The 18,511-nt window shown below is 67.7% G+C and carries 19 protein-coding genes; 9 read left to right on the forward strand and 10 right to left on the reverse strand.

Annotated features, from left to right (window positions below; translation table 11 throughout):
- Window positions 1–588 precede the first annotated feature (588 nt).
- On the reverse strand, window positions 589–1,530 hold the full coding sequence (locus AB0N03_RS43205) for a hypothetical protein (protein WP_364385452.1): 942 nt from the start codon (window positions 1,528–1,530) through the stop codon (window positions 589–591).
- Between the two features lie 136 nt (window positions 1,531–1,666).
- Here AB0N03_RS43205 and AB0N03_RS43210 point away from each other — a divergent pair, with 136 nt between their 5' ends.
- Window positions 1,667–2,086, forward strand: a complete 420-nt coding sequence (locus AB0N03_RS43210; RefSeq protein ID WP_364385581.1) for an IclR family transcriptional regulator C-terminal domain-containing protein — start codon at window positions 1,667–1,669, stop codon at window positions 2,084–2,086.
- Between the two features lie 13 nt (window positions 2,087–2,099).
- On the opposite strand, the gene AB0N03_RS43215 is transcribed toward AB0N03_RS43210, so the two are convergent.
- The 4 genes from AB0N03_RS43215 to AB0N03_RS43230 form a co-directional block, all read right to left on the reverse strand.
- Complete coding sequence (locus tag AB0N03_RS43215; RefSeq protein ID WP_364385455.1) at window positions 2,100–3,560, reverse strand: amidase; 1,461 nt, start codon at window positions 3,558–3,560, stop codon at window positions 2,100–2,102.
- A gap of 23 nt (window positions 3,561–3,583) precedes the next feature.
- A complete protein-coding gene (locus AB0N03_RS43220) occupies window positions 3,584–5,116 on the reverse strand; it encodes an amidase (protein ID WP_364385458.1) in 1,533 nt (510 codons plus the stop codon).
- Between the two features lie 210 nt (window positions 5,117–5,326).
- Window positions 5,327–5,749, reverse strand: a complete 423-nt coding sequence (locus tag AB0N03_RS43225; RefSeq protein ID WP_364385461.1) for an organic hydroperoxide resistance protein — start codon at window positions 5,747–5,749, stop codon at window positions 5,327–5,329.
- A 69-nt stretch (window positions 5,750–5,818) separates the two neighbouring features.
- Window positions 5,819–6,727 carry a helix-turn-helix transcriptional regulator gene (locus AB0N03_RS43230; RefSeq protein ID WP_364385464.1) on the reverse strand — a complete coding sequence of 303 codons (909 nt, stop codon included), beginning with the start codon at window positions 6,725–6,727 and terminating at the stop codon, window positions 5,819–5,821.
- A gap of 243 nt (window positions 6,728–6,970) precedes the next feature.
- Between AB0N03_RS43230 and AB0N03_RS43235 the strand changes: the two genes are divergently transcribed.
- Both AB0N03_RS43235 and AB0N03_RS43240 read left to right on the forward strand, forming a co-directional pair.
- On the forward strand, window positions 6,971–8,035 hold the full coding sequence (locus tag AB0N03_RS43235; RefSeq protein ID WP_364385467.1) for a hypothetical protein: 1,065 nt from the start codon (window positions 6,971–6,973) through the stop codon (window positions 8,033–8,035).
- Between the two features lie 95 nt (window positions 8,036–8,130).
- Window positions 8,131–9,558 (forward strand): carboxylesterase family protein, encoded by a 1,428-nt coding sequence (locus AB0N03_RS43240; protein ID WP_364385470.1) that lies wholly within the window; start codon window positions 8,131–8,133, stop codon window positions 9,556–9,558.
- 278 nt (window positions 9,559–9,836) lie between these two features.
- Here the strand turns inward: AB0N03_RS43240 and AB0N03_RS43245 are convergent, their stop codons facing one another.
- The 3 genes from AB0N03_RS43245 to AB0N03_RS43255 all read right to left on the reverse strand — a co-directional run bounded on the left by AB0N03_RS43245 (window position 9,837) and on the right by AB0N03_RS43255 (window position 11,572).
- The gene (locus AB0N03_RS43245) at window positions 9,837–10,190 is read right to left on the reverse strand and encodes a hypothetical protein (RefSeq protein ID WP_364385587.1); all 354 of its coding nucleotides are present in this window, start codon (window positions 10,188–10,190) and stop codon (window positions 9,837–9,839) included.
- On the reverse strand, window positions 10,123–10,512 hold the full coding sequence (locus AB0N03_RS43250; protein ID WP_364385473.1) for a carboxylesterase family protein: 390 nt from the start codon (window positions 10,510–10,512) through the stop codon (window positions 10,123–10,125). Before AB0N03_RS43250 ends, AB0N03_RS43245 begins: the two co-directional genes overlap by 68 nt.
- Window positions 10,513–10,786: 274 nt before the next feature.
- Window positions 10,787–11,572, reverse strand: a complete 786-nt coding sequence (locus tag AB0N03_RS43255; protein WP_364385476.1) for an MBL fold metallo-hydrolase — start codon at window positions 11,570–11,572, stop codon at window positions 10,787–10,789.
- 70 nt (window positions 11,573–11,642) lie between these two features.
- On the opposite strand from AB0N03_RS43255, the gene AB0N03_RS43260 reads away from it, so the two are divergent.
- Both AB0N03_RS43260 and AB0N03_RS43265 read left to right on the forward strand, forming a co-directional pair.
- Window positions 11,643–12,098, forward strand: a complete 456-nt coding sequence (locus AB0N03_RS43260; protein WP_364385479.1) for a hypothetical protein — start codon at window positions 11,643–11,645, stop codon at window positions 12,096–12,098.
- Window positions 12,098–12,538 (forward strand): rhodanese-like domain-containing protein, encoded by a 441-nt coding sequence (locus AB0N03_RS43265; protein ID WP_364385482.1) that lies wholly within the window; start codon window positions 12,098–12,100, stop codon window positions 12,536–12,538. The genes AB0N03_RS43260 and AB0N03_RS43265 overlap by 1 nt, the downstream gene beginning before the upstream one ends.
- Before the next feature lie 55 nt (window positions 12,539–12,593).
- Here the strand turns inward: AB0N03_RS43265 and AB0N03_RS43270 are convergent, their stop codons facing one another.
- Window positions 12,594–12,974, reverse strand: a complete 381-nt coding sequence (locus AB0N03_RS43270) for a hypothetical protein (RefSeq protein ID WP_364385485.1) — start codon at window positions 12,972–12,974, stop codon at window positions 12,594–12,596.
- Window positions 12,975–13,355: 381 nt separating this feature from the next.
- Between AB0N03_RS43270 and AB0N03_RS43275 the strand changes: the two genes are divergently transcribed.
- Complete coding sequence (locus AB0N03_RS43275; RefSeq protein ID WP_364385488.1) at window positions 13,356–13,751, forward strand: transposase; 396 nt, start codon at window positions 13,356–13,358, stop codon at window positions 13,749–13,751.
- Here AB0N03_RS43275 and AB0N03_RS43280 read toward each other — a convergent pair.
- Window positions 13,643–14,137, reverse strand: a complete 495-nt coding sequence (locus tag AB0N03_RS43280) for a hypothetical protein (RefSeq protein ID WP_364385590.1) — start codon at window positions 14,135–14,137, stop codon at window positions 13,643–13,645. The two genes, AB0N03_RS43275 and AB0N03_RS43280, sit on opposite strands and share 109 nt — an antisense overlap.
- 408 nt (window positions 14,138–14,545) lie before the next feature.
- Between AB0N03_RS43280 and AB0N03_RS43285 the strand changes: the two genes are divergently transcribed.
- From AB0N03_RS43285 to AB0N03_RS43295, 3 genes are all read left to right on the forward strand, one after another.
- Window positions 14,546–15,751 carry an IS110 family transposase gene (locus AB0N03_RS43285; protein WP_364385491.1) on the forward strand — a complete coding sequence of 402 codons (1,206 nt, stop codon included), beginning with the start codon at window positions 14,546–14,548 and terminating at the stop codon, window positions 15,749–15,751.
- Between the two features lie 307 nt (window positions 15,752–16,058).
- The gene (locus tag AB0N03_RS43290; RefSeq protein WP_364385494.1) at window positions 16,059–16,748 is read left to right on the forward strand and encodes a response regulator transcription factor; all 690 of its coding nucleotides are present in this window, start codon (window positions 16,059–16,061) and stop codon (window positions 16,746–16,748) included.
- Window positions 16,741–18,510, forward strand: a complete 1,770-nt coding sequence (locus AB0N03_RS43295) for an ATP-binding protein (protein WP_364385497.1) — start codon at window positions 16,741–16,743, stop codon at window positions 18,508–18,510. The genes AB0N03_RS43290 and AB0N03_RS43295 overlap by 8 nt, the downstream gene beginning before the upstream one ends.
- Window position 18,511: the final 1 nt, after the last annotated feature.

Consider the following 18,511-nt stretch of genomic DNA (forward strand, 5'->3'; position numbering starts at 1 on the left):
GCACCCTCGATGCCGGCGCATGAGCCGCCGGAAACCCGAGAAGTCACAGACACCGCAGTTCTCGAGCGTCAAGGGGTCGTGTAGATGTCACACGCGCCCCCGACCAGGCTCGGACTACATCCGCACCTATCGTGACCTGCGAATGTCCACGACAGTAGCTCTGCCCGGAGGCCGCCGCGAACGGCCAACATGATCGACACAAGGGCCGGGGTCCCGGACGAGGTTCGGCCGCCGGCCGAACCTCGTCCGCCGTACAGCGGATGTGGCGCACTACGTGACCGAGCGGTCCAAGGGCTTTTACGCCGACCGGCGCGGAGCTGGACCGGATCGCGGGCACGAACAACTACGGCCGAAAGGTGCTGCGGCGGTGGCGGCAAGCCGGGCACCTGCCGCCGCCATCAGCGGCTCGCGCGACCATGGTGCCGTGAGTTCGTCCAGCGCGTGGCTCGTCGAGCATCTGCTGGGCGTCGGGCGAGCTTGAGTGCGCGGGAGGCGTCGTCTCATCAAGGTGGGGTCGTTGCTGACGTGGGCCTTCGCTCTCCCATACCCCGAGCCGCACTCATCGTGACCATGACGGCAGGGCGTTACTTACCGTGCCCCGAATGCCTTCATCTGGTTCCAGTCAAGTCCGGCGTCGTTGACGTCATCTTCGGTCAGGAGGATGTAGTGCCACTTGCCGTTGTTGTTGACGGTGTTGGCCCAGGTCTTGGCGGCCTTCGCTTTGGCCCGAACGTCTTCGGCGTGGGCTTCCTTGTTCATTTTGGTCTCGATGAGCCAGCACGTTCGTTGCCCGTTGACCTCCTCGATTGCGACGAGGTCGGGGTTGTACTCGCGGCCCTCCTGCGTCCACGTGATCGGCAGGTCTTTGATGTGGAGGCGTGCCCACACGACGACGTTGGGCGCCTCATCGAGCGCCTGTGCGGCCTTGTATTCAGGTGAAGTGTCGAACCAGGCGTACTCGTAGAGGCACTTCTTCCAACCGTCGTAGGAGACCGACTTCGAGTGCGGCTCCGAGTGCCCGCCAAGGTGCTCCTTGGTGGTCTGGCGTTCCTTCTGCAGCCTCTGGAACTTCACCTCATCGGAGAACACAACATCCTGGTTGGCGACTTTCTTCAGTTGGTCCGTGACGAGGTTGGTGAGCCTGCGGGCCGCACGTTCCCAGAATGCGGACAGGTGCTTTTGCGCGTCGGTCCCCATACCGTCAATGAGCAGATCGGCGAGGCGTTGTGCCGCGCGTGCCTCTCCAGCTTCTGGGCGGACACTGGGGGCGCGCATGATGGCCTTCACGAGGCCAGCGCGAGAGGATTCGAGCGAGATGTCAAGGGCAAGGGCTTCGACCGTCACCTCGGCTTGCACACCGCGGACGGTGCCGCCTTCGTCAGGTCGCAGCAGTGTCCGGCGCAATTCGGTATCAGCCTCGGTCGCGAGCGCCTTGCCGAGCGCCTCGACCTTCCCGCCGCCTTCTGTCCCCGAGTCCACCAGGACGGTCACCGAGATCTTCCGTCCGAGCAAAGCGACGAAGGCGGGCACGTTGGACGCTCCCCCAGCCGGGAGAATCCGCCACTTCTCGTCGAGCCCCTCGCGTCCTTGGTCGCGGAGATGCCGGCTGATCACGTCAAGGTAGTTCAGCGCAAGCGAACAACTCGACGAGACAACAAATTTGGTCGTGCTGCGCGGCGCCAACGCGGTCTACGTCAGTGGCGTCGAATCGACGCAAATCGTCCGGGTCGCCGATCAGACCGGCACGCGCTTGCCCGCCGGCAACAGTGCGGCCGGCCGGGTCCTACTCGCCGCTCTTCCGCTCGAGCGGGTACGCACCCTTTACCCGGACGGGACGGTCCCGGCGACCGATCGGGTCCCGCAGATGTCGCGAGACGAACTCGAGCGAAAACTTGCCAGCACCCGACGGCGGGGCTACGAGGTGGCGCGAGGTACCGACTTCGTCTCGGTCGCGGTACCACTGGTGATTGCGGGCAAGCCAATGACGGCACTCGGCGTAGCCGCTCCTCCCCGCCGGGGCACGAACGAATGGCAGCGGACCGCGCGCTCAACACTACTGCGCGTCGCGCAGGAAATACAGCATTGAGCTGCATGTCCCCTCAGCTGTCGATAGTTCCGGCCCAGATCGGCGGGCGGCGGCCCTGCCACGGCCGCGAACGCTCTAGTTGTCCCGCAAGCTGGAACAACAGATCTTCCCGGCCCGGAGCGGCCACGAACTGGCTTCCGATGGGAAGCCCGCATTCGGGATGCATGGACAGCGGGCAGTTCATCGCGGGCAGGCCGGCAGTGTTGATCAACGGAGTGTAGGGAGACAGATCGAACAACCTCTCCGTCCAGCCGTGCCCGTCGATGCCGTCCAGATCGCGGAGCTGAGTGCCAAGCGGCAAGGCCACGTCGGGCAGAGTCGGGGTCAGCAAAATATCGAATTCTTCGAACGCGCAGACCGCTGCCCGGGTCATCCGGTTTCGAGCGTCGAGGGCGCGAACGAGATCCATCGCCGAAGTTTCCCGTCCAGTTCGGTGGACGGCGAGCGTTTGCGGCTCCAGGGTGGTCTCGTCGACCGGTCGGCCGAAACCGGCTGCCGCATCCTCGATCCACGTGGCGAGATTGCTCACCCACAGCACCGAGCTGTCGTGAACGAACGTTTCCCAGCCGACTCCGGGGTCAAGGCCACCGGCTTCCACCTGATGGCCGAGCTCCGCACACAGCTCGGCGACTTCCTCGATCGCGGCGACCACGGCCTGGCTGGGCTTCTGACCACCGAGGGGCTCCGTGCGGACGCCGATGCGGAGCCGTCGCGGATCCACCTCCGCTGCCTGACGGTAGGTCGTGCCCGGGGGCGCGATGTTGAACGGCGATCCGATGTCATAACCGCAGACGGCGTCCAGCAAAGCAGCACTGTCGCGCACGGATCGGCTGATGCCGAGCTGGGACGCCAGTAAGTTGAGGCCCTCGTCCAGTGCCGGCCCGTTGGACACCCGGCCCCGGCTCGGCTTGAGCCCGAACAGTCCGCAGCTCGCGGCCGGGATACGAATCGACCCCGCGGCGTCGGTGCCATGCGCCATCGGCACCGCTCCGGCGGCGACCGCGGCAGCGGCACCACCGCTCGATCCTCCGGCGGTGCGTTCCAGATCCCAGGGATTGCGGGTCACCCCGTACAGCGCTGACTCGGTCGTGGTGTTCCACGCCCATTCAGGAACCGCCGTACGGCCGATGGACACCAGACCCGCATCCGTGAACATCTTTCCGAGCCGGGAATCATCAGGCGAGATCAAGCCTTGGGTGAGGCGAGAGCCCATCTCCATCGGTCTTCCGGCTTGAGCGACTCCGATGTCTTTCAGCAGGAACGGCACGCCCGCCAGGGGACCGCCTTTCGCAGCCACCTGACGAATCGCCCCTTCGTCCACATCCCAGGTCTCCACGACGGCGTTCACCCGAGGGTTGACCGCGGCGATGGCATCCCCAGCCACAGCTACCAGCTCCGCGGCGGTGACTTCCCCGGCGGCGACGAGCGCGGCCAATCCGACCGCGTCCTGCTCGGCGTATTCCTCGATCCTCACGGGTTCTCCAAGTTTTGGTAACGTCACACGGCCGCAGTCGCCCCGGCAGCGAAAGAATGTGGGCCACGCACGATCTCGATCTGCCTGGCGACTCGTAGCACAAGATCGTCATTGAAATGCTGGCCAATTATCATCAGACCGACGGGCAGGCTGTCGACAAAACCGGCGGGAACCGAAACTGCGGGGTGACCGGTGACGTTGAAAGGTGCGGTGTTCGCGATCATCCCGAGCGCCTTGTCGATCACCTCTGCCCGCGTATCGTCCGGCGTAGCGAGGAGTGATGCCGTAAAGGGCACGGTCGGCATGACGAGGACATCATACTTGTTCAGTGCTTCGTCGTAGGCTGCGCGGGCGACCGGCACAAGGTTACGAGCCTTCGCGTAGTTTGCAGCGCCCAGTGTCCGCACCCCGTAGTGGCCGCACATGGCAACCAGTTTGACTGTATCGGACAACTCGTCTGCACGCTCGATGCGCTGCCGAGCAAAGAACTGCATCAATTCGGGGTCGTAACGACCGGACGAGTTCAACCCGTAGCCGTTGCCATCCAGCATCTGATAAGCACCACCGTCGGTGGCGATGACGTTCCAGAGGTGAAACGCCTGCCGGTGCCACGGAATCGAGACCTCTTCGACGACGGCGCCGGGTACCGCCCGCGCCACCGAGCGGACCAGATCGTCCACGCTGTTCATCGACGACTCGTGATCGAAGCCCTCTCGGACCAAGCCAATGCGGAGACCGTCGACCGGCACGTCGAGCAGATCGCTGTAGTCGGTGACCGCGGGCGGCCTCACGGACTGACTGGGATCCGCTCCGTCCGGCCCGGCCAGCACCGTGAGCAGGAGGGCAGCATCGGCAACGGATGAAGCAATGGGGCCGAGGTGATCCAGCGTGCGTTCGATCGGGAACGCACCGGTGTAGGGCACCAAACCATAGGTGGGCTTGTGACCGACAGCGCCGGAAAACGAGGCGGGGATGCGAATGGATCCGCCCTGGTCACCTCCCAAGGCGAGGTCGGCTGCTCCGCTCACGACGAGTGCGGCGCTGCCACTCGAGGAACCGCCGGCTGAGCGCGACGACGCCCACGGGTTGCGGACCGGCCCGGAGATCGCCGTGAAGCTCGATCCGGAAAAGCAAAGGTCTTCGCAAACCGACTTGCCGGCGATGCGCGCTCCCGCGCCGAGCACACGGGTCACCACAGTCGCGTCGACGGAGGGCACGAACCCTTCCAGCGATGCCGACCCGTTGACCATCGGGACGCCGGCCACCGCGATGTTGTCCTTCACCGCGACCGTGCGCCCCTCGAGCACGCCGCCGGCTTCGGGTAAGACGTCACACCGCCGCGCCCAGGCGCCGAGCACGTTCTCTTCGGCCGAAGGTGCCCAATGCTCCCGGGCCGGGCTCGTCGTGGCGGGGTAGAGGTCATTGACCACGTCGTAGGACCCGAGCGTGGCGTCGATCAGGGCCGCGTACGAAGCAAGGTCATCAGGGCCGAGCCGGAAGCCGTGATGTTCGGCAGCGGCCAGAAGGGCATGGTTGGTGGGACGCGGGACAGGCATGGCGGCTCCTTGCTCGGCGATGCAGGCGGGAGTGAGCGAGAAGTGGGTCCGGGCCGCCGGCCGGAGGTCGGGGGCACGGCCGGCGACCCGGGGCATCGACGCCGCCGAACTGACGGTTCAGTTCCCGGGAGCCAGCCGGATGGATGACCAGCGCCGTGGGGAAGATTCATCACGTTCAGGAGCCAGTACCTGGGCGACTTCAGGTGAGAGTCACACCTTCGCGGCAAGGGCTACATCGATGTTCCCGCGAGTCGCGTTCGAGTACGGGCACACTTGATGGGTGGCCTCCACGAGTTCGTCCGCCGTGGCCTGATCCAGGCCGGGAAGGTGCGCTGTCAGTTCGACCGCTAGCGTGAAGCCGCCGCTTTCGAGGGAGAGCAGGCTCACCGTGGTGGCCACGGTCGAGTCGGACACGCGAATCTTCCGCTCGCCGGCGATGATCCTCAATCCATTGTGGAAGCAAGCGGCGTACCCCGCGGCGAAGAGCTGCTCCGGGTTGGTCTTGTCGCCCCCCGGGCCGCCCATCTCCTTGGGCACCGCGAGGACTTCGTCGAGCGCCCCGTCGGCGGTGCGGACCTCACCGTTGCGGCCGTCGCCGGTCGAAATCGCTTCGGTGGTATAGATGGCAGGCATGGCTTTTCCTTCTCGGAATGGTTGAACTCGGACAGTGGGAAATTACTGAAAATAACGAGATTTTTCCCTTTACTTCGATTCGCGCGCGAGCGTCTGCATTTCAGTACGTTCGTATTCAGGGTGGGCAGTGAGCTGAGCCAGCAGGCTGAGTGCCGCTCGAGAGGGTGAGCCCGGCTCGGTCGAGACGATGACGATCCGCTGCCCACGTCCGTCCGGGAGCGCCATCGCCTGCTGGATGACGTCCACCGGGCCCACGAGGGGGTGACGCATCCGGTGGGTGGCGATGTTCCAGTCTCGGACGCGGTGTTCCGACCAGAGGGCAGTGAACTCTTTGCTGTGCATGACCAGTTCGCCGATCAAGGCGGCCAGTCCCGGATCGTCCGGGAACTGGCCGACCGCGAAGCGGAGCTTCCCCACTACGTCTCGCGCTTTCTTCGGCCAGTCGTCGTAGAGGTCGCGGGTGTGTGCGTCCAGGAACACCAGGCGCGCGGTGTTCGGCCGTCGAGCCGGGTCCGCGGGACTGAGCGGATCGAGGTGGCCGGCGAACAGTGCGTGTCCGGTGCGGTTCCAGGCGAGCACATCACTGTTGCGTCCGAGTACTACCGCGGGCGTACTGTCCAGGGAGTCGAGCAACTGCTGCGTCGCCGCGTTGACGCGTTCGGGAGCCGGCCGCCGGTGCCGGCCTCGGCCTCGTTGCCGAGCAGCCCCGGCGAGGTCGTGCAGATGACGTCGTTCGGTCTCGTCCAGACGCAGAGCCTGCGCGAGGGCGTCGAGGACCTCCGGTGAAGCGTTGAGCGACTGTCCCTGCTCCAGCCGGGTGAGGTAGGACTCACTCACCCCCGCCAGCTGTGCCAGTTCGTCGCGGCGCAGGCCTTGCACCCGTCGCCGCTGGTCAAACATCGGCAGTCCGACATCAGCGGGCTTCAGCTGCGCTCGGCGGTTCTGCAAGAACTGCCCCAGCTCCGACTTGATGGTCATGGGTCCCATTATGGAGCGGTCTCCCGGGTTTGCCTGACCCTGTCAGTGTGGGTCTGGCGCCGGACAAGCCGTCACCGATGGACGGTGAGCCTGACAACGCCAGGGTCAGGCTGTCCGCCGTTTCGTACCCCACGATCGGCCAAGTACTCATCCGCTGCCGAGGCGCGGGGGGAACGACCTGCCCCAGCAGCACCATCACCGGCCTCCAGCCGGTAGGCGGAACAGACACCGAAAGAGAATTCGATGAAACTGCGATCTTCTGGAATTGCGGCGGTCTTCCTCGCCGCCGCCCTGGCCACTTCCGCCCTGATGGGTTCGGTCGCCTACGCCGGCCCCGCAGCACAGTCCGTCGGCCACCACCAGGCCACGCGGTCGCCGTTGGCGACCATCAACGTCAACGGCCCGGAGGTGTTCCCGCACTCCGCCGACTACGATCCGGCTACCGGCAGCTTCGTGGTGGGCTCCCTGAAGAAGGGCCTGATCACCATCGTCAACCGCGACGGAAGCGTGCGCACGCTGGTCGACGATCCGTCCATGGTGTCGTTCCAGGGTGTCCGCGTCGACCGCGCGCGCAACCGGGTTCTGGTTACCAACGTCGACCTCGGAGTCGCCGACACCACCAACGCCGCGGGGCCGCTGAAGGTCGCCGGGCTCGCCAGCTACGACCTGCGGACCGGAAAGCGGCAGTGGTACGCCGACCTGGCCGCGACCGCCCACGACGGAGGCGCGCACTTGGCCGCCGACGTCGTCGTGGACTCGTGCGGTACCGCCTACGTCGCCGACACCCAGAGTTCCAACCTGTACCGGGTCACCCACGACGGCAAGGCATCCGTCCTGCTGAACAGCCCGCTCCTGGCGGGCAACCCCGACGTCAGCGTCCCGGGCGTCTTGCTTTCCCCGGCAGCCACTTCCCTGGTGCTGGTTCGCGACAACCTGCTGATCGTCTCCAAGGCCGACGGCTCTCTGGTCCGAGTGCCGGTCGATCACCCCAAGCAGGCCGCCCGCGTCCAGCTCAACACCAACCTGGTGCCGCTCGCGGCATCGCTGCGCGGCCTGCCGGACGGCTCGATCGCAGCCGTCAGCAGCGGCCTGCTCAGCGGCAAGGACGCCGTCGTCCAGCGTATCCGCTTCGACCACTCCTGGCGCAGCGCGAAGGTCACCGTCACCGACACCGTTCCCGACCCGGTTACCAGCGGAATCGCTGCTGGGCCCCGCGGTGCCACCTACACGGTGAGTGGCGGCCTCGCCGACCTTCTGCAGAAGAAGCCCAATTCCGGCTTCGTGCTGCGCGAAGTTCACACTCGCTGACATGCGTGAGCCGGCCGGGCAGACCAGCGGTCTGCCCGGCCGGCTCGCACAAACGGACAATTCGGCATGGCACTCGAACGATTGGGGAGACTCCTGTGCAAAAGTGTCCGCCCGGCACAACACACGTCACCGGTGGCCTCCTGAGGGGCACTCTCACCTCGGCCGGCGTCGTCTTCCACTCCGTCCCGTACGCGGCACCGCCGGTGGGCCCGCGGCGATTCGCGCCACCTGCCCCCGTAACGCCCTGGACCGGCGTACGCGACGCGACGGCTGCCGGAGCGAGTGCTCCCGCGCCGCGACGGCACTTCGGTGATCTCGACTTGAGCTCGATCCTCGGAAGTGGTGGCTACACCGGCACCGACTATCTCACCGCGACAGTCAGCACGCCCAACCCCACCGCACATGGGTTACCGGTCCTGGTGTTCCTCCACGGCGGGGGTCTGACAGCAGGTACTGGGTCCGCCGAGATGTACGACGGAACGTCCTTCACCCGCGACGGTATCGTCCTGGTCACGCTGAATTACCGCCTCGGTCCGGCAGGATGGCTCGCAGTACCCGACGCCCCAGCCAACCGCGGCCTTCTCGACGTGCTCGCCGGTCTACGGTGGGTGGCGGACAACATAGCGGCCTTCGGCGGTGATCCAGCTCGCGTCACCGTTGCGGGCCAGTCCGCCGGCGCCATGCTCGTCGCGACGCTTCTGGCCTGCCCGGCGGCGGAAGGCCTGTTCCAGCGCGCCATCAGCCAGAGCGGCACTGGAGACTGCGCATTCGAACCGGCCCAAGCGAATCTGGCGACTCGAGCTGTCTCGGCGTTGCTAGGGAGGGAAGCAACCGCGGCCTCGCTCGCGGAACTGACCGACCTCGAACTCGCTGAACTACTGACCAGGATGCCGCCCCTCGACCACGCCGGGCACGGCTTTGTCGACACCTCGATCGCCACTAGCCCGTTCAAACCGGTGATCGATGGCGTGCTACTCACCGGCCAACCCACGGACACCCTCCGTTCCCGCCTCGGTACCGACCTTCTGATCGGCAGCAACGCCGACGAAGGCAACCTGTACACCGTCCCGACACGACTGCTTGAGACCGCGGGTGACGCCGAACTGATGGCGGCGGCGCGGCGGAGGTTCCGCGATCCGGATGTTCGAGTCGACCGTTATCGCTCGCTGCACCCCACTTGGTCCGACGGGCAGCTACTGGCCAGGCTCATCACGGACGCGTTCAACGCGGGCAGCCGTCGCCTGGCCGACGCTCACTCGGTTCGGTCTCGGGGCAAGACCTTTTCCTACGAGTTCCGATGGGCGTCCGGCGCCTATGACGGCCGGCTGGCAGCGTGCCACTGCGTCGAACTTCCCTTCGTCTTCGACCGCGCCGACCTGCCGTCGATGCACGGCCGGCAGAACCTGCTCGGGCCGGAAACACCGGACCCGGCCCTGGTTGGTGAAACCCACGGCGCCTGGGTCCGGTTCATCAAGACGGGTACGCCCGGCTGGGCCGAGGACACGACTCGCGTTTTCGCTTGATGCGCGTCCGGTGGTAAACGTCCGCTCGATGAACTGACCGGCAGGGCGGTCACCCCGGGTGCGCGGTCACGGAGAATCGCTTCGTCGCCGGGTGCGGTGCCCAGCCGGGATCACCGGTCGTGGCGAACTGGACCCAGGCGTCGTGCAGGGGCCCGCGCCCGAACACGAACGGTAACTCGGCGCAGTGCGGCGCACCGCCGTTGCGCGCAAATCGATTTGTCCACACCCGGCCCCGATGCGCCTCGACGAGCTGCGCCGAGCCGGCCCGAACTGTTCGGTCACCAGCGCGGACCGCTGGTCGGCCGGGCGGCGAACCGGGCCCGGAACCTCGCGGCCAGCCACTCCGGGGCCGGGTGCCGCCGGATCGCGGCGGCGAATACGTCGGCATCGGTGACCGGTTCGGCAATGTACAGGTCAGCCGCGTTCTCGATGGTGCCGATGACGAGGTCGATCGGCGCGAGACGCGGAGTGCCGTCCACCACCGGTTTGAACGGACTCACCCCGAGTGAACGGCCGTAACGTGTGTCGACGTGCAACTCCGCCCTGACCTGGACCAAGTCGGCGTCACCGACCTCGGCGAACGCCCGAGCCGTCGGCGCCACGCCGAGCTTCGCCGCCAGCGCCGTCGTCACCCGGGCCGCCTGAGCCGGCGTGAAGATGTGCGCTCCGCCGCTTTGCGAAATCGCGCGGCGCACCAATCCGCCCCGCTTCGGGGCTCGCCAGGAGCGCGGCAATTAGGATCGCGCCCACGGACTGGCCGAACAGCGTGACGTTGCCCGGATTGACGCCGAACTCCGCGATGTGGGTTTGGACCCAGCCCAGCGCCGCCAGCACGTCGAGGAGACCGCGGTTACACGGTGCGTCGGGCAGGTCGACCCAGCCGATGGCACCCAGGCGGTAGTTGAGGGTCACGAGCACGACGCCGTCGCGAGCGAAAGCCGTGCCGTCGTACATCGGGGCGTGGCCGGACCGGCAGGTCCCGGGCGACCGTGTCCGGCGTCCACACGTTCACGTTCAAGTAGTCCGGCCCCGGTTCCCAACCGGCGCCGAGGATCGCCGACAGTCGGTGCCGGTAAACGACCGCTGTCCCTGTGGCGAGGTCGGCCCGGGCGCCGTGGCGTCCCGGAAGCCCGCCCGCGGCGGTTGCGGCGGCCCGAACCGGTCCTCGAGCCTGGCGTACGGAATGCCCTGGTAGATCCACACGCCGTTCTCGCGCCGTCCACGCAGTTCAGGCGAACGCAAAGCCCGATCCCTTCCGGATGACGGGGCCGCCCGCGAAGTGAGCGGGCAGCACCAGCGCGCCGCGGTCGGCCGCCCAGCCGAGGACCTGCCGGCGCGCGGCCCTGGCCTCGGCCGCGTCGAGGCAGAACATGCTGTTGCAGTCCGGTTCAAGCGCCTGCGCCGGGTTGTGCAGCAGATCGCCGGCGAACACGGCGTCCTCGCGCAGTTTCAGCACGCTTGAGCCTGGGGTGTGCCCGGGAACCGGCTCGAGCGTCAAATCGTCGGAGATGCGGTGACCGTCCCGCCAGAGAACGGCTTGGCCCGCGTCGACCACTGGCTGCACGCTGTCGGCGATCACCGGATCGTCGCGGAAGTGCTCGTAGTCGGCTGCGGGGAAGAGGTAGGTCGCGCGCGGGAACGTCGGAATCCACTCGCCGCCGGCCAGGCGGGTGTTCCAACCGACGTGGTCGGCATGCAGGTGCGTGTTGACCACGACGTCGACGTCGCCGGGTTCGACGCCCGCTTTGGCCAGCCGGGCCAGGAAGCCGGTCTTGAGCCGGTGGAAAGCGGGCATCTCCGGCCGTTCCTTGCCGTCGCCGATTCCCGTGTCGACCAGCACCAGCAGGCCGTTCACGCGAACAACCCAGGTGTACGTACGGCTGACGAGCCGGCCGTCTGCCGGATCCCAGAAGTGCGGACGAACGTCCCAGAAGGACTGCGGCAGGTCCGGGAACATCGCCGTGGGCGGCCGGGTCGGCCACTCCTTCTCCAGCACTCGGGTGATTTCGGGCATGGGCCCGATGGTGACCCGTCCGAGGTCCTCGCCGAATCAGTCACCTGACTGCATCAGGTAGATTCGCCTGGTGAGCCTCGTCACCGAAGGGCAGGCACTGATCCTGGTCGGTGGCCCGGGAACCGGCAAAACCGCGCGCCTGAACCGCGCCGCGGCCGACGCAGACGGCTTGGTCCTGCGGGCGTCCGGCCACCGGCTCGAGACCGATGTCCCGTTCGCTGGCCTGCACCAGCTGCTGCGCCCCGTGCTGGACCGCGCGGACGTCCTACCCGCGCGGCAGCGGGCCGCGCTGGGCGTGCTCACCGGCGACGGCGGCCCCGACCGGCTGCTGCTGGGCATCGCCGTGCTGAACCTGCTGTCCGAACTCGGGCCAGTGGTCGCAGTCCGCAGGACTTTGCGTCGGGCCACCTCGGTGGCTCGCTCAACGTACCCGCCGACGGCCGCTTCGCCGAGCAGGCCGCGACCGTCATCCCGCCAGGGAGCGAGATCGTCCTCGTCGCACCGGACGAACGGCAGGACGAGCTAGTGACCCGGTTGGCCAGAGTGGGTTCGGACCGCGTCGCGGGGCACCTGGACGATCCCAGCGCCGCCCTGCCGGCCATCGCCCACGAACTCGACAGCGCGAGCCGGATCACCGCGGATCACCTCCGCCGCAGCCTGGCCGCCGTCGCGTCGCCACTGATCGTCGACGTTCGCGGAGACGACGAGCGCGCGGCAGGCGCCATCGCAGGTTCGCTGCACATCCCATTGGCTCAGTTGCCCGGACGGATCGCGGAAATCCCGCGCGACCATCCGATCGTGCTGCACTGCGCGGGCGGACACCGTTCGTCGATCGCCGCCAGCGTCCTCCGGCGCGCCGGTCACACCGATGTATCCGACCTTCTCGGCGGCTACGCCGCGTGGGTCCACCAGGGAGAACAAGCCGGCCAGCGCGGAGGGTCGGCGGCGATCCGATACAGGAGTTGATCCCGTTATACGGACAGCGGGTTCAGCTCTCCCGCCATCACGGACAGCGCTTCGGTCAGGCAGTAATCCCCCAGACCAGTTCGTGGTCAGTGGCCAGCCCGAGGAGCTTGTTGTAACACCCCTGCCCCAGCATCCCGATCGAAGGAGGCATTCCCGGCACAGTGCGCAAGTAGCCGCCGACGAGTGCCTGGACGGTACGCCGAGCCATCAGCCGGTAGTTCTCGCCATCGGGAACGAGTTCCGCCAGCTTGAGCAGCGCAGCCGCCGCGATTGTCTTCGACGACGTGTCCCGGAGGATACCGGGGTCGTCGAAGACCCAGTACGCCACCAGATCGTCCGGACGTTTCCGGTCCACCGGCCGGTCGCCGTGACCGCGGCGTCCAGCAGCTCCGGCTGGCCGGAGCAGACGGTGCGCTGCCATCGCGAACGCCAGCATCGCCCACGCTTGCGCCCGCGCCCAGGTGCTCTTGGCCCAGAAGCCCTTGTGACTGTACCGGCGGACGATCGCACCGGTGGCGACGTCGATGCTGGTCTCGCTGTCACCGACGCTGTGCGCTTCCTCCGCGGCCGTCCCGAGCGGAGTGACGCCTGCCGCCGGGTTTGTACGCCGTCATCAGCCCCTCGCACCGCGGACCGCGCGCTCCCACGCACCGTCGTCACCAAGGAGCCGGGCTCCCAGCAACGCACCGTAGTAGAAGAGAAAGCCGCGGAACACGGCCGGTGAATTTTCGCGGCCGTCGAGGCGCGCGGAGTACTCGCGCGCGGCACCGGGGAACCGCTTGTCTCGCGTGGCCGCGAGCCACAACTGGCCGACGAAGTGCCCACCGGTCCAGTCGCCGTCCGACGTGGTGGTCCCACTCCCCGGGCCGGGGCGATCAGCGCCGGCCGGGCAGCCACCAAGGCGGAACCAGACGGGAAAGCAGCGAAACTGGTCGAACGGTTCGCTCGCGACGCCACCGACATCCTGCGATTCACGACCGACACCGCGATCTGGTTCAGCAACAACCAAAGCGAGAGAGATCTGCGACCCACCAAGCTGCAACTCAAGATCTCCGGGACATGGCGCAGCCTCCAAGGGCTGGCCGACTTCGCCGTCCTGCGTTCCTACCTGTCCACTGCCACCAAGCACGGCATGGATCTCCTCGACGTACTCACCCAGCTATTCACCACCGGACCATGGCTCCCGGTCGCTCCCACAACAACATCAAGCTGAACACGTACGTAGCTGTAGCCGGTCTTGTCACCGGTCTGCATAGTGTTCATGACCCACGTGTGTTGGTTGACGTACCGGAACTGCCCGGGGCGGACCGGCTGGTCGACGGCGCCGACGCTGAGGTTGGCCGCCAGGTCCCATACCTGCGTCGCCGACATCAGCTTGATGTCGGGCCAGTTCGCGGTCGGGTTCGTGCTGAGGTTCGTGCTCTGCGCCGGAGCCGACGGGCTGCCAGTCGGCTTGGCTGACCCGACCCGCACGACGACCACCGCCACCGCGGCCACTCCGATGACAGCGGCAGCGATCAGCAGAGCGTTCCGGCGGGTTCGCGGCGACCGCCGGGGAGCAACCGCGGTTTCGTCAGGTTCATGCATCAAGGTCTCCAAGGTGGGGACTTCAAACTTGGCTCAGGACGCGAGCGACAACGCCACATCTCCCATAGGACGGCAGCACAATTCCCCATAAGGACGGCAGGGCGAACCGCCCGTCAGCGAGGCGTGGTGATATCGAGAGACCACCGGTTACCTGCAAGGGCGGCTATTTCCCGCAGGGAAGCGCTGCGTCCCCCGTTACCTTCTTCGTAGTTCCTGATCAAGGAGCTGTGGTCACCAGGCCCGGCATGACTAACGCCCCCAGTCGCACGCATGATCCGGGGGGTGGTGTCACCGGATCTGGTGGCATCGAGGGACCGCTGATAGGGACACGGCCACCGCAAGGTAGGTCTCGTCGTAACGTGGGTGCCGGCCATCGATGCTCGACCGGTGACCACAACCGACGATTGAACGGCGTGGTGGATGAGCAGCAGTTTCGGAGTGTTCCTCGGCCTGGACGTCGGCAAGGGCGAACACCACGCGGTCGGTCTCGACCCGGACGGGAAGCGGCTGCATGACGGGCCGCTGCCCAACACCGAACCCAAGCTGAGAGCCTTGTTCGACAAGCTCGCTGCGCATGGAGCACTGCTGGTCGTGGTCGACCAGCCCGCCACCATCGGGGCACTGCCGGTCGCAGTCGCCCGGGCCGCCGGGCACCAGGTCGCCTACCTGCCCGGCCTGGCGATGCGCCGCATCGCCGACCTCTACCCCGGCCGGGCCAAGACCGATGCGCGGGATGCGTTCGTCATCGCCGACGCGGCCCGCTCGCTGCCGCACACGCTGCGCCCGGTCGACGTCGGCGACGAAACGCTGGCCGAGCTGGACGTGCTGGTCGGGTTCGACGACGACCTGGCCGGCGAGGCCACTCGCCTCAGCAACCGGATCCGTGGCCTGCTCACCGGTATCCACCCCGCTCTCGAACGCGCCATCGGCTCGCGGATCTCGCATCCGGCAGTGCTGGAGATTCTCTCCCGCTGCGGCGGCCCGACTGGCATCGCCCAGGCCGGTCGTCGCAAACTGACCGCGATCGCGAAGGTCCACGCGCCACGCATGGGCGGAAAACTCATCGAGGCGATCATGGCCGCCCTGGGCGAGCAGACCGTCACCGTCCCGGGCACCGCAGCCGCCGACACGGTCCTCCCGAGGCTGGCCGACAGCCTGAAAACCGTGTTGCAGCAACGCAAAGCCGTCGCCGAGCAGGTCGAGGGGATACTTGATGCGCACCCTCTTGCCGGGGTCCTGACCTCGATGCCTGGCATCGGCGTCAGGACCGCCGCCAGGATCCTGCTCGAGGTCGGTGACGCCTCCAACTTCGCCTCCTCCGGGCATCTGGCTGCCTACGCTGGCATCGCGCCGGTCACGCGCAGCTCCGGATCGTCGATCAGAGGCGAGCACCCGGCCCGGACCGGCAACCGCAAGCTCAAACGCGCGTTCTTCCTCGCCGCGTTCGCGGCACTGCGTGACCCGGTCAGCAGGTCCTACTACGACCGCAAGCGGGCTGAGGGCAAGAAGCACAACGCCGCGCTGATCTGCCTGGCTCGCCGCCGCTGCGACGTGCTCTACGCCATGCTGCGCAACGGCACCCACTACCGCCACCCCGAACCCACTCCCACCGCAGCCGCGGCTTGACAATCACATAGGGACACCCCCCCGTTACCTTCTTCGCTATTGGCAAGCGCATCCGCGTTCAGCTGCCGGTATCACGGTGCACAAACCCGGCCGCAGGTCGGAAGGCGGCACGGCCAAGATCATCTTCGAACGCACCTAACCGGAAGCCGACACCCCCACCGGAATCGCCTTGGGCGAAGACCAGCTGCTGGCGACCAATTCCCGGTTCGACACGTTCCTCGACGGCGATGCCCTGACCAGCCCGGTGTTCACGCTCGCGATCCTGCCTCTGGTGTCCGGCTAAGATTCCCATCAGAAGGGGCGGGCGATGTGCGCTTTTGTGCTGGTTGCCGAGGACGACGTCAAGCAGGCTGAGCTGTTGCGCCGGTATCTGCGGCACGAGGCTCATTCGGTGCTCGTGGTGCACGACGGACGGGAGGCCGTCGACCAGGCGAAGCTGAGGCAACCCGACCTGCTCGTCCTCGACGTGATGATGCCCGGCATCGACGGCTTCGACGTGGTGCGGGCCCTGCGGCGGGATTCCGACGTCCCGGTGCTGGTGGTGACCGCGCGGTCGACGGCGGAGGACAAGCTGACCGGGTTCGACCTCGGTGCCGACGACTACGTCACCAAGCCCTACGACCCCCGGGAGCTGATGGCGCGAGTGCGGTCGTTGCTGCGCCGGGCGGGACCGGCCGGTCACCGGTCGGTTCTGCCGCTCTGCATCGGTGCGCTCGTGCTCGACCAGGTCCGGCACACCGTCCGCGTGCACGGCCGTCCGATCGACTGCACACCGGCCGAGTTCCGGATCCTGGAGGCGCTGCTGGCCGAGCCCGGGCGCGTGCTCAGCCGTCGACAGTTGCTCAACCGGGCGCACGGTGAAGACACCTTCGTCACCGAACGGACCGCCGACACGCACCTCAAGAACCTGCGCCGCAAGATCGAGGCCGATCCTCGGCGGCCCCAGTACTTGCACACGGTGTACGGCGTCGGCTACAAGATCGCCGACGGTGGCTAGCCGCGGGCTGCGGGTCCGGTTGCTCGGCGGCACGGTGCTGGTGGCCGCCGGCGCGGTTGCGGCGACCGCTTGGCTGGCTGTGCAGGGAACCACCGGGTCGATCGCCGAGCAACAAGTCCGGGTGAACGAGATGTCCGCTCAGGTGTACGGCAGCCTGGTCGACTACGCGGCCACGCACACCGACTGGAGCGGCGTGCGGCCCACGCTCGCCGGGCTGTCGTCGAACCTCGGTGCCGGGATCACGCTCACCCCCGTGGGCGGCGGGCCCATCGCCGGCTCGGCGGACCCGTCCGATCCGGTACAGACCGGTCCTTCCTTGCAGATCGACCCCCTCGCGGTCGACAACGCCCTGGCCCGCACGCAGTTCCCCGACGGGATCGACCCCGCCGTGGTCGGGCCGTTCCGGCTGAGCACCGCGGAACACGCAGATTTGGAAGCGCGCATCGAAGCCGACGTCCAGTGCCTGCGGGCCCGGGGCGCCGCCGCGACCATCGCCGAGGTGCCCGGCGGACGCCCGTACCTGCGGCTGGCTCAGGGCGTCGCGTCGCCGGACTGCGTGAAGGACCTGAACGTGGCGAACTGGCCGATCGGCTTCCAGGACACCCCGAAGGTGACCCCTACCCCGACTGAACAGGCGGCCCTGGAGCAGCTGGTGCCGGCGATGAAGAGCTGTTTGGGTCGAGGCGAGGGCGTCACCGTCGCGCTCGACGCCCACGGCGAAGTGCGCCCGGCCGCCGGGATGCACGATCGCCGGGTCACCCAGTGCCTCGTGGACGCCCGCCGCCAGCTGTTGCGGCCGTACGTCGCACCGATCGCGTACCTGCAGGTCACCAGCGCGCGGAGCAATCGACAGGCCGGCTTCGGACTGTCGCCCGACGGGTTGCTGCGGATCGCGGGGGCGACGGCGATCGTGTTGGTGCTGACCATCGGGGTGGCGATGTTGCTCGCGAACCGGGTCATCCGGCCGGTCCGCGAGCTCACCACGGCGACCCGGTGCATGCGGGCCGGTGACGCCGATGCCCGTGCGCAGGTGCGGGCGAGCTGGGAGATCGCGGAGCTAGCAACGGCGTTCAATGAGATGGCCGCGCACGCCGCGCGGACCGAGGACCAGCGCCGGGAGCTGATCAGCGACGTCTCGCACGAGCTGCGGACGCCGCTGGGCACCATCCGGGGCTGGCTGATCGCCACCCAGGACGGCGTCGCCGAGCTCGACGACGAGCTGGTGGCCTCGCTGGTGCAGGAAACCTTGTTTCTGCAACACCTCGTCGACGACCTGCGCGACCTGGCCCTGGCCGACGCGGACATGCTGAGCCTGGAGCGGGTCGAGGTCGACGCGACGGAACTGCTGCGACATGTTTCGGCGGCCCATGACGCCCGCGTCGACGTGAGCATTCCCGATGGCCTTCTCGTGGAGGCCGATCCGGTGCGGCTGCGGCAGATCGTCGGCAACCTGCTGGCCAACGCCGTCCGCCACACCCCGCCGGACGGCCGGATCACAGTGTCCGGACACCGCCACGGCCCGTCCGTGCTGATCACCGTTGCGGACACCGGCGCCGGCATCGCCCCGGAGGACCTGCCGCACGTGTTCGACCGGTTCTGGCGGGCGGACAAGTCGCGCACCAGGCGGACCGGCGGCAGCGGCCTGGGCCTGGCGATCGTGCGCAAGCTCGCCGAGGCACAGGGCGGCGGCGTCACGGTGACCAGCACGCCCGGCCGGGGCAGCACCTTCACGCTGTGTCTGCCCGCGCCCGGGGACCGGTGAA

The organism is Amycolatopsis sp. NPDC051061 (assembly GCF_040682935.1).
GTDB lineage: Bacteria > Actinomycetota > Actinomycetes > Mycobacteriales > Pseudonocardiaceae > Amycolatopsis.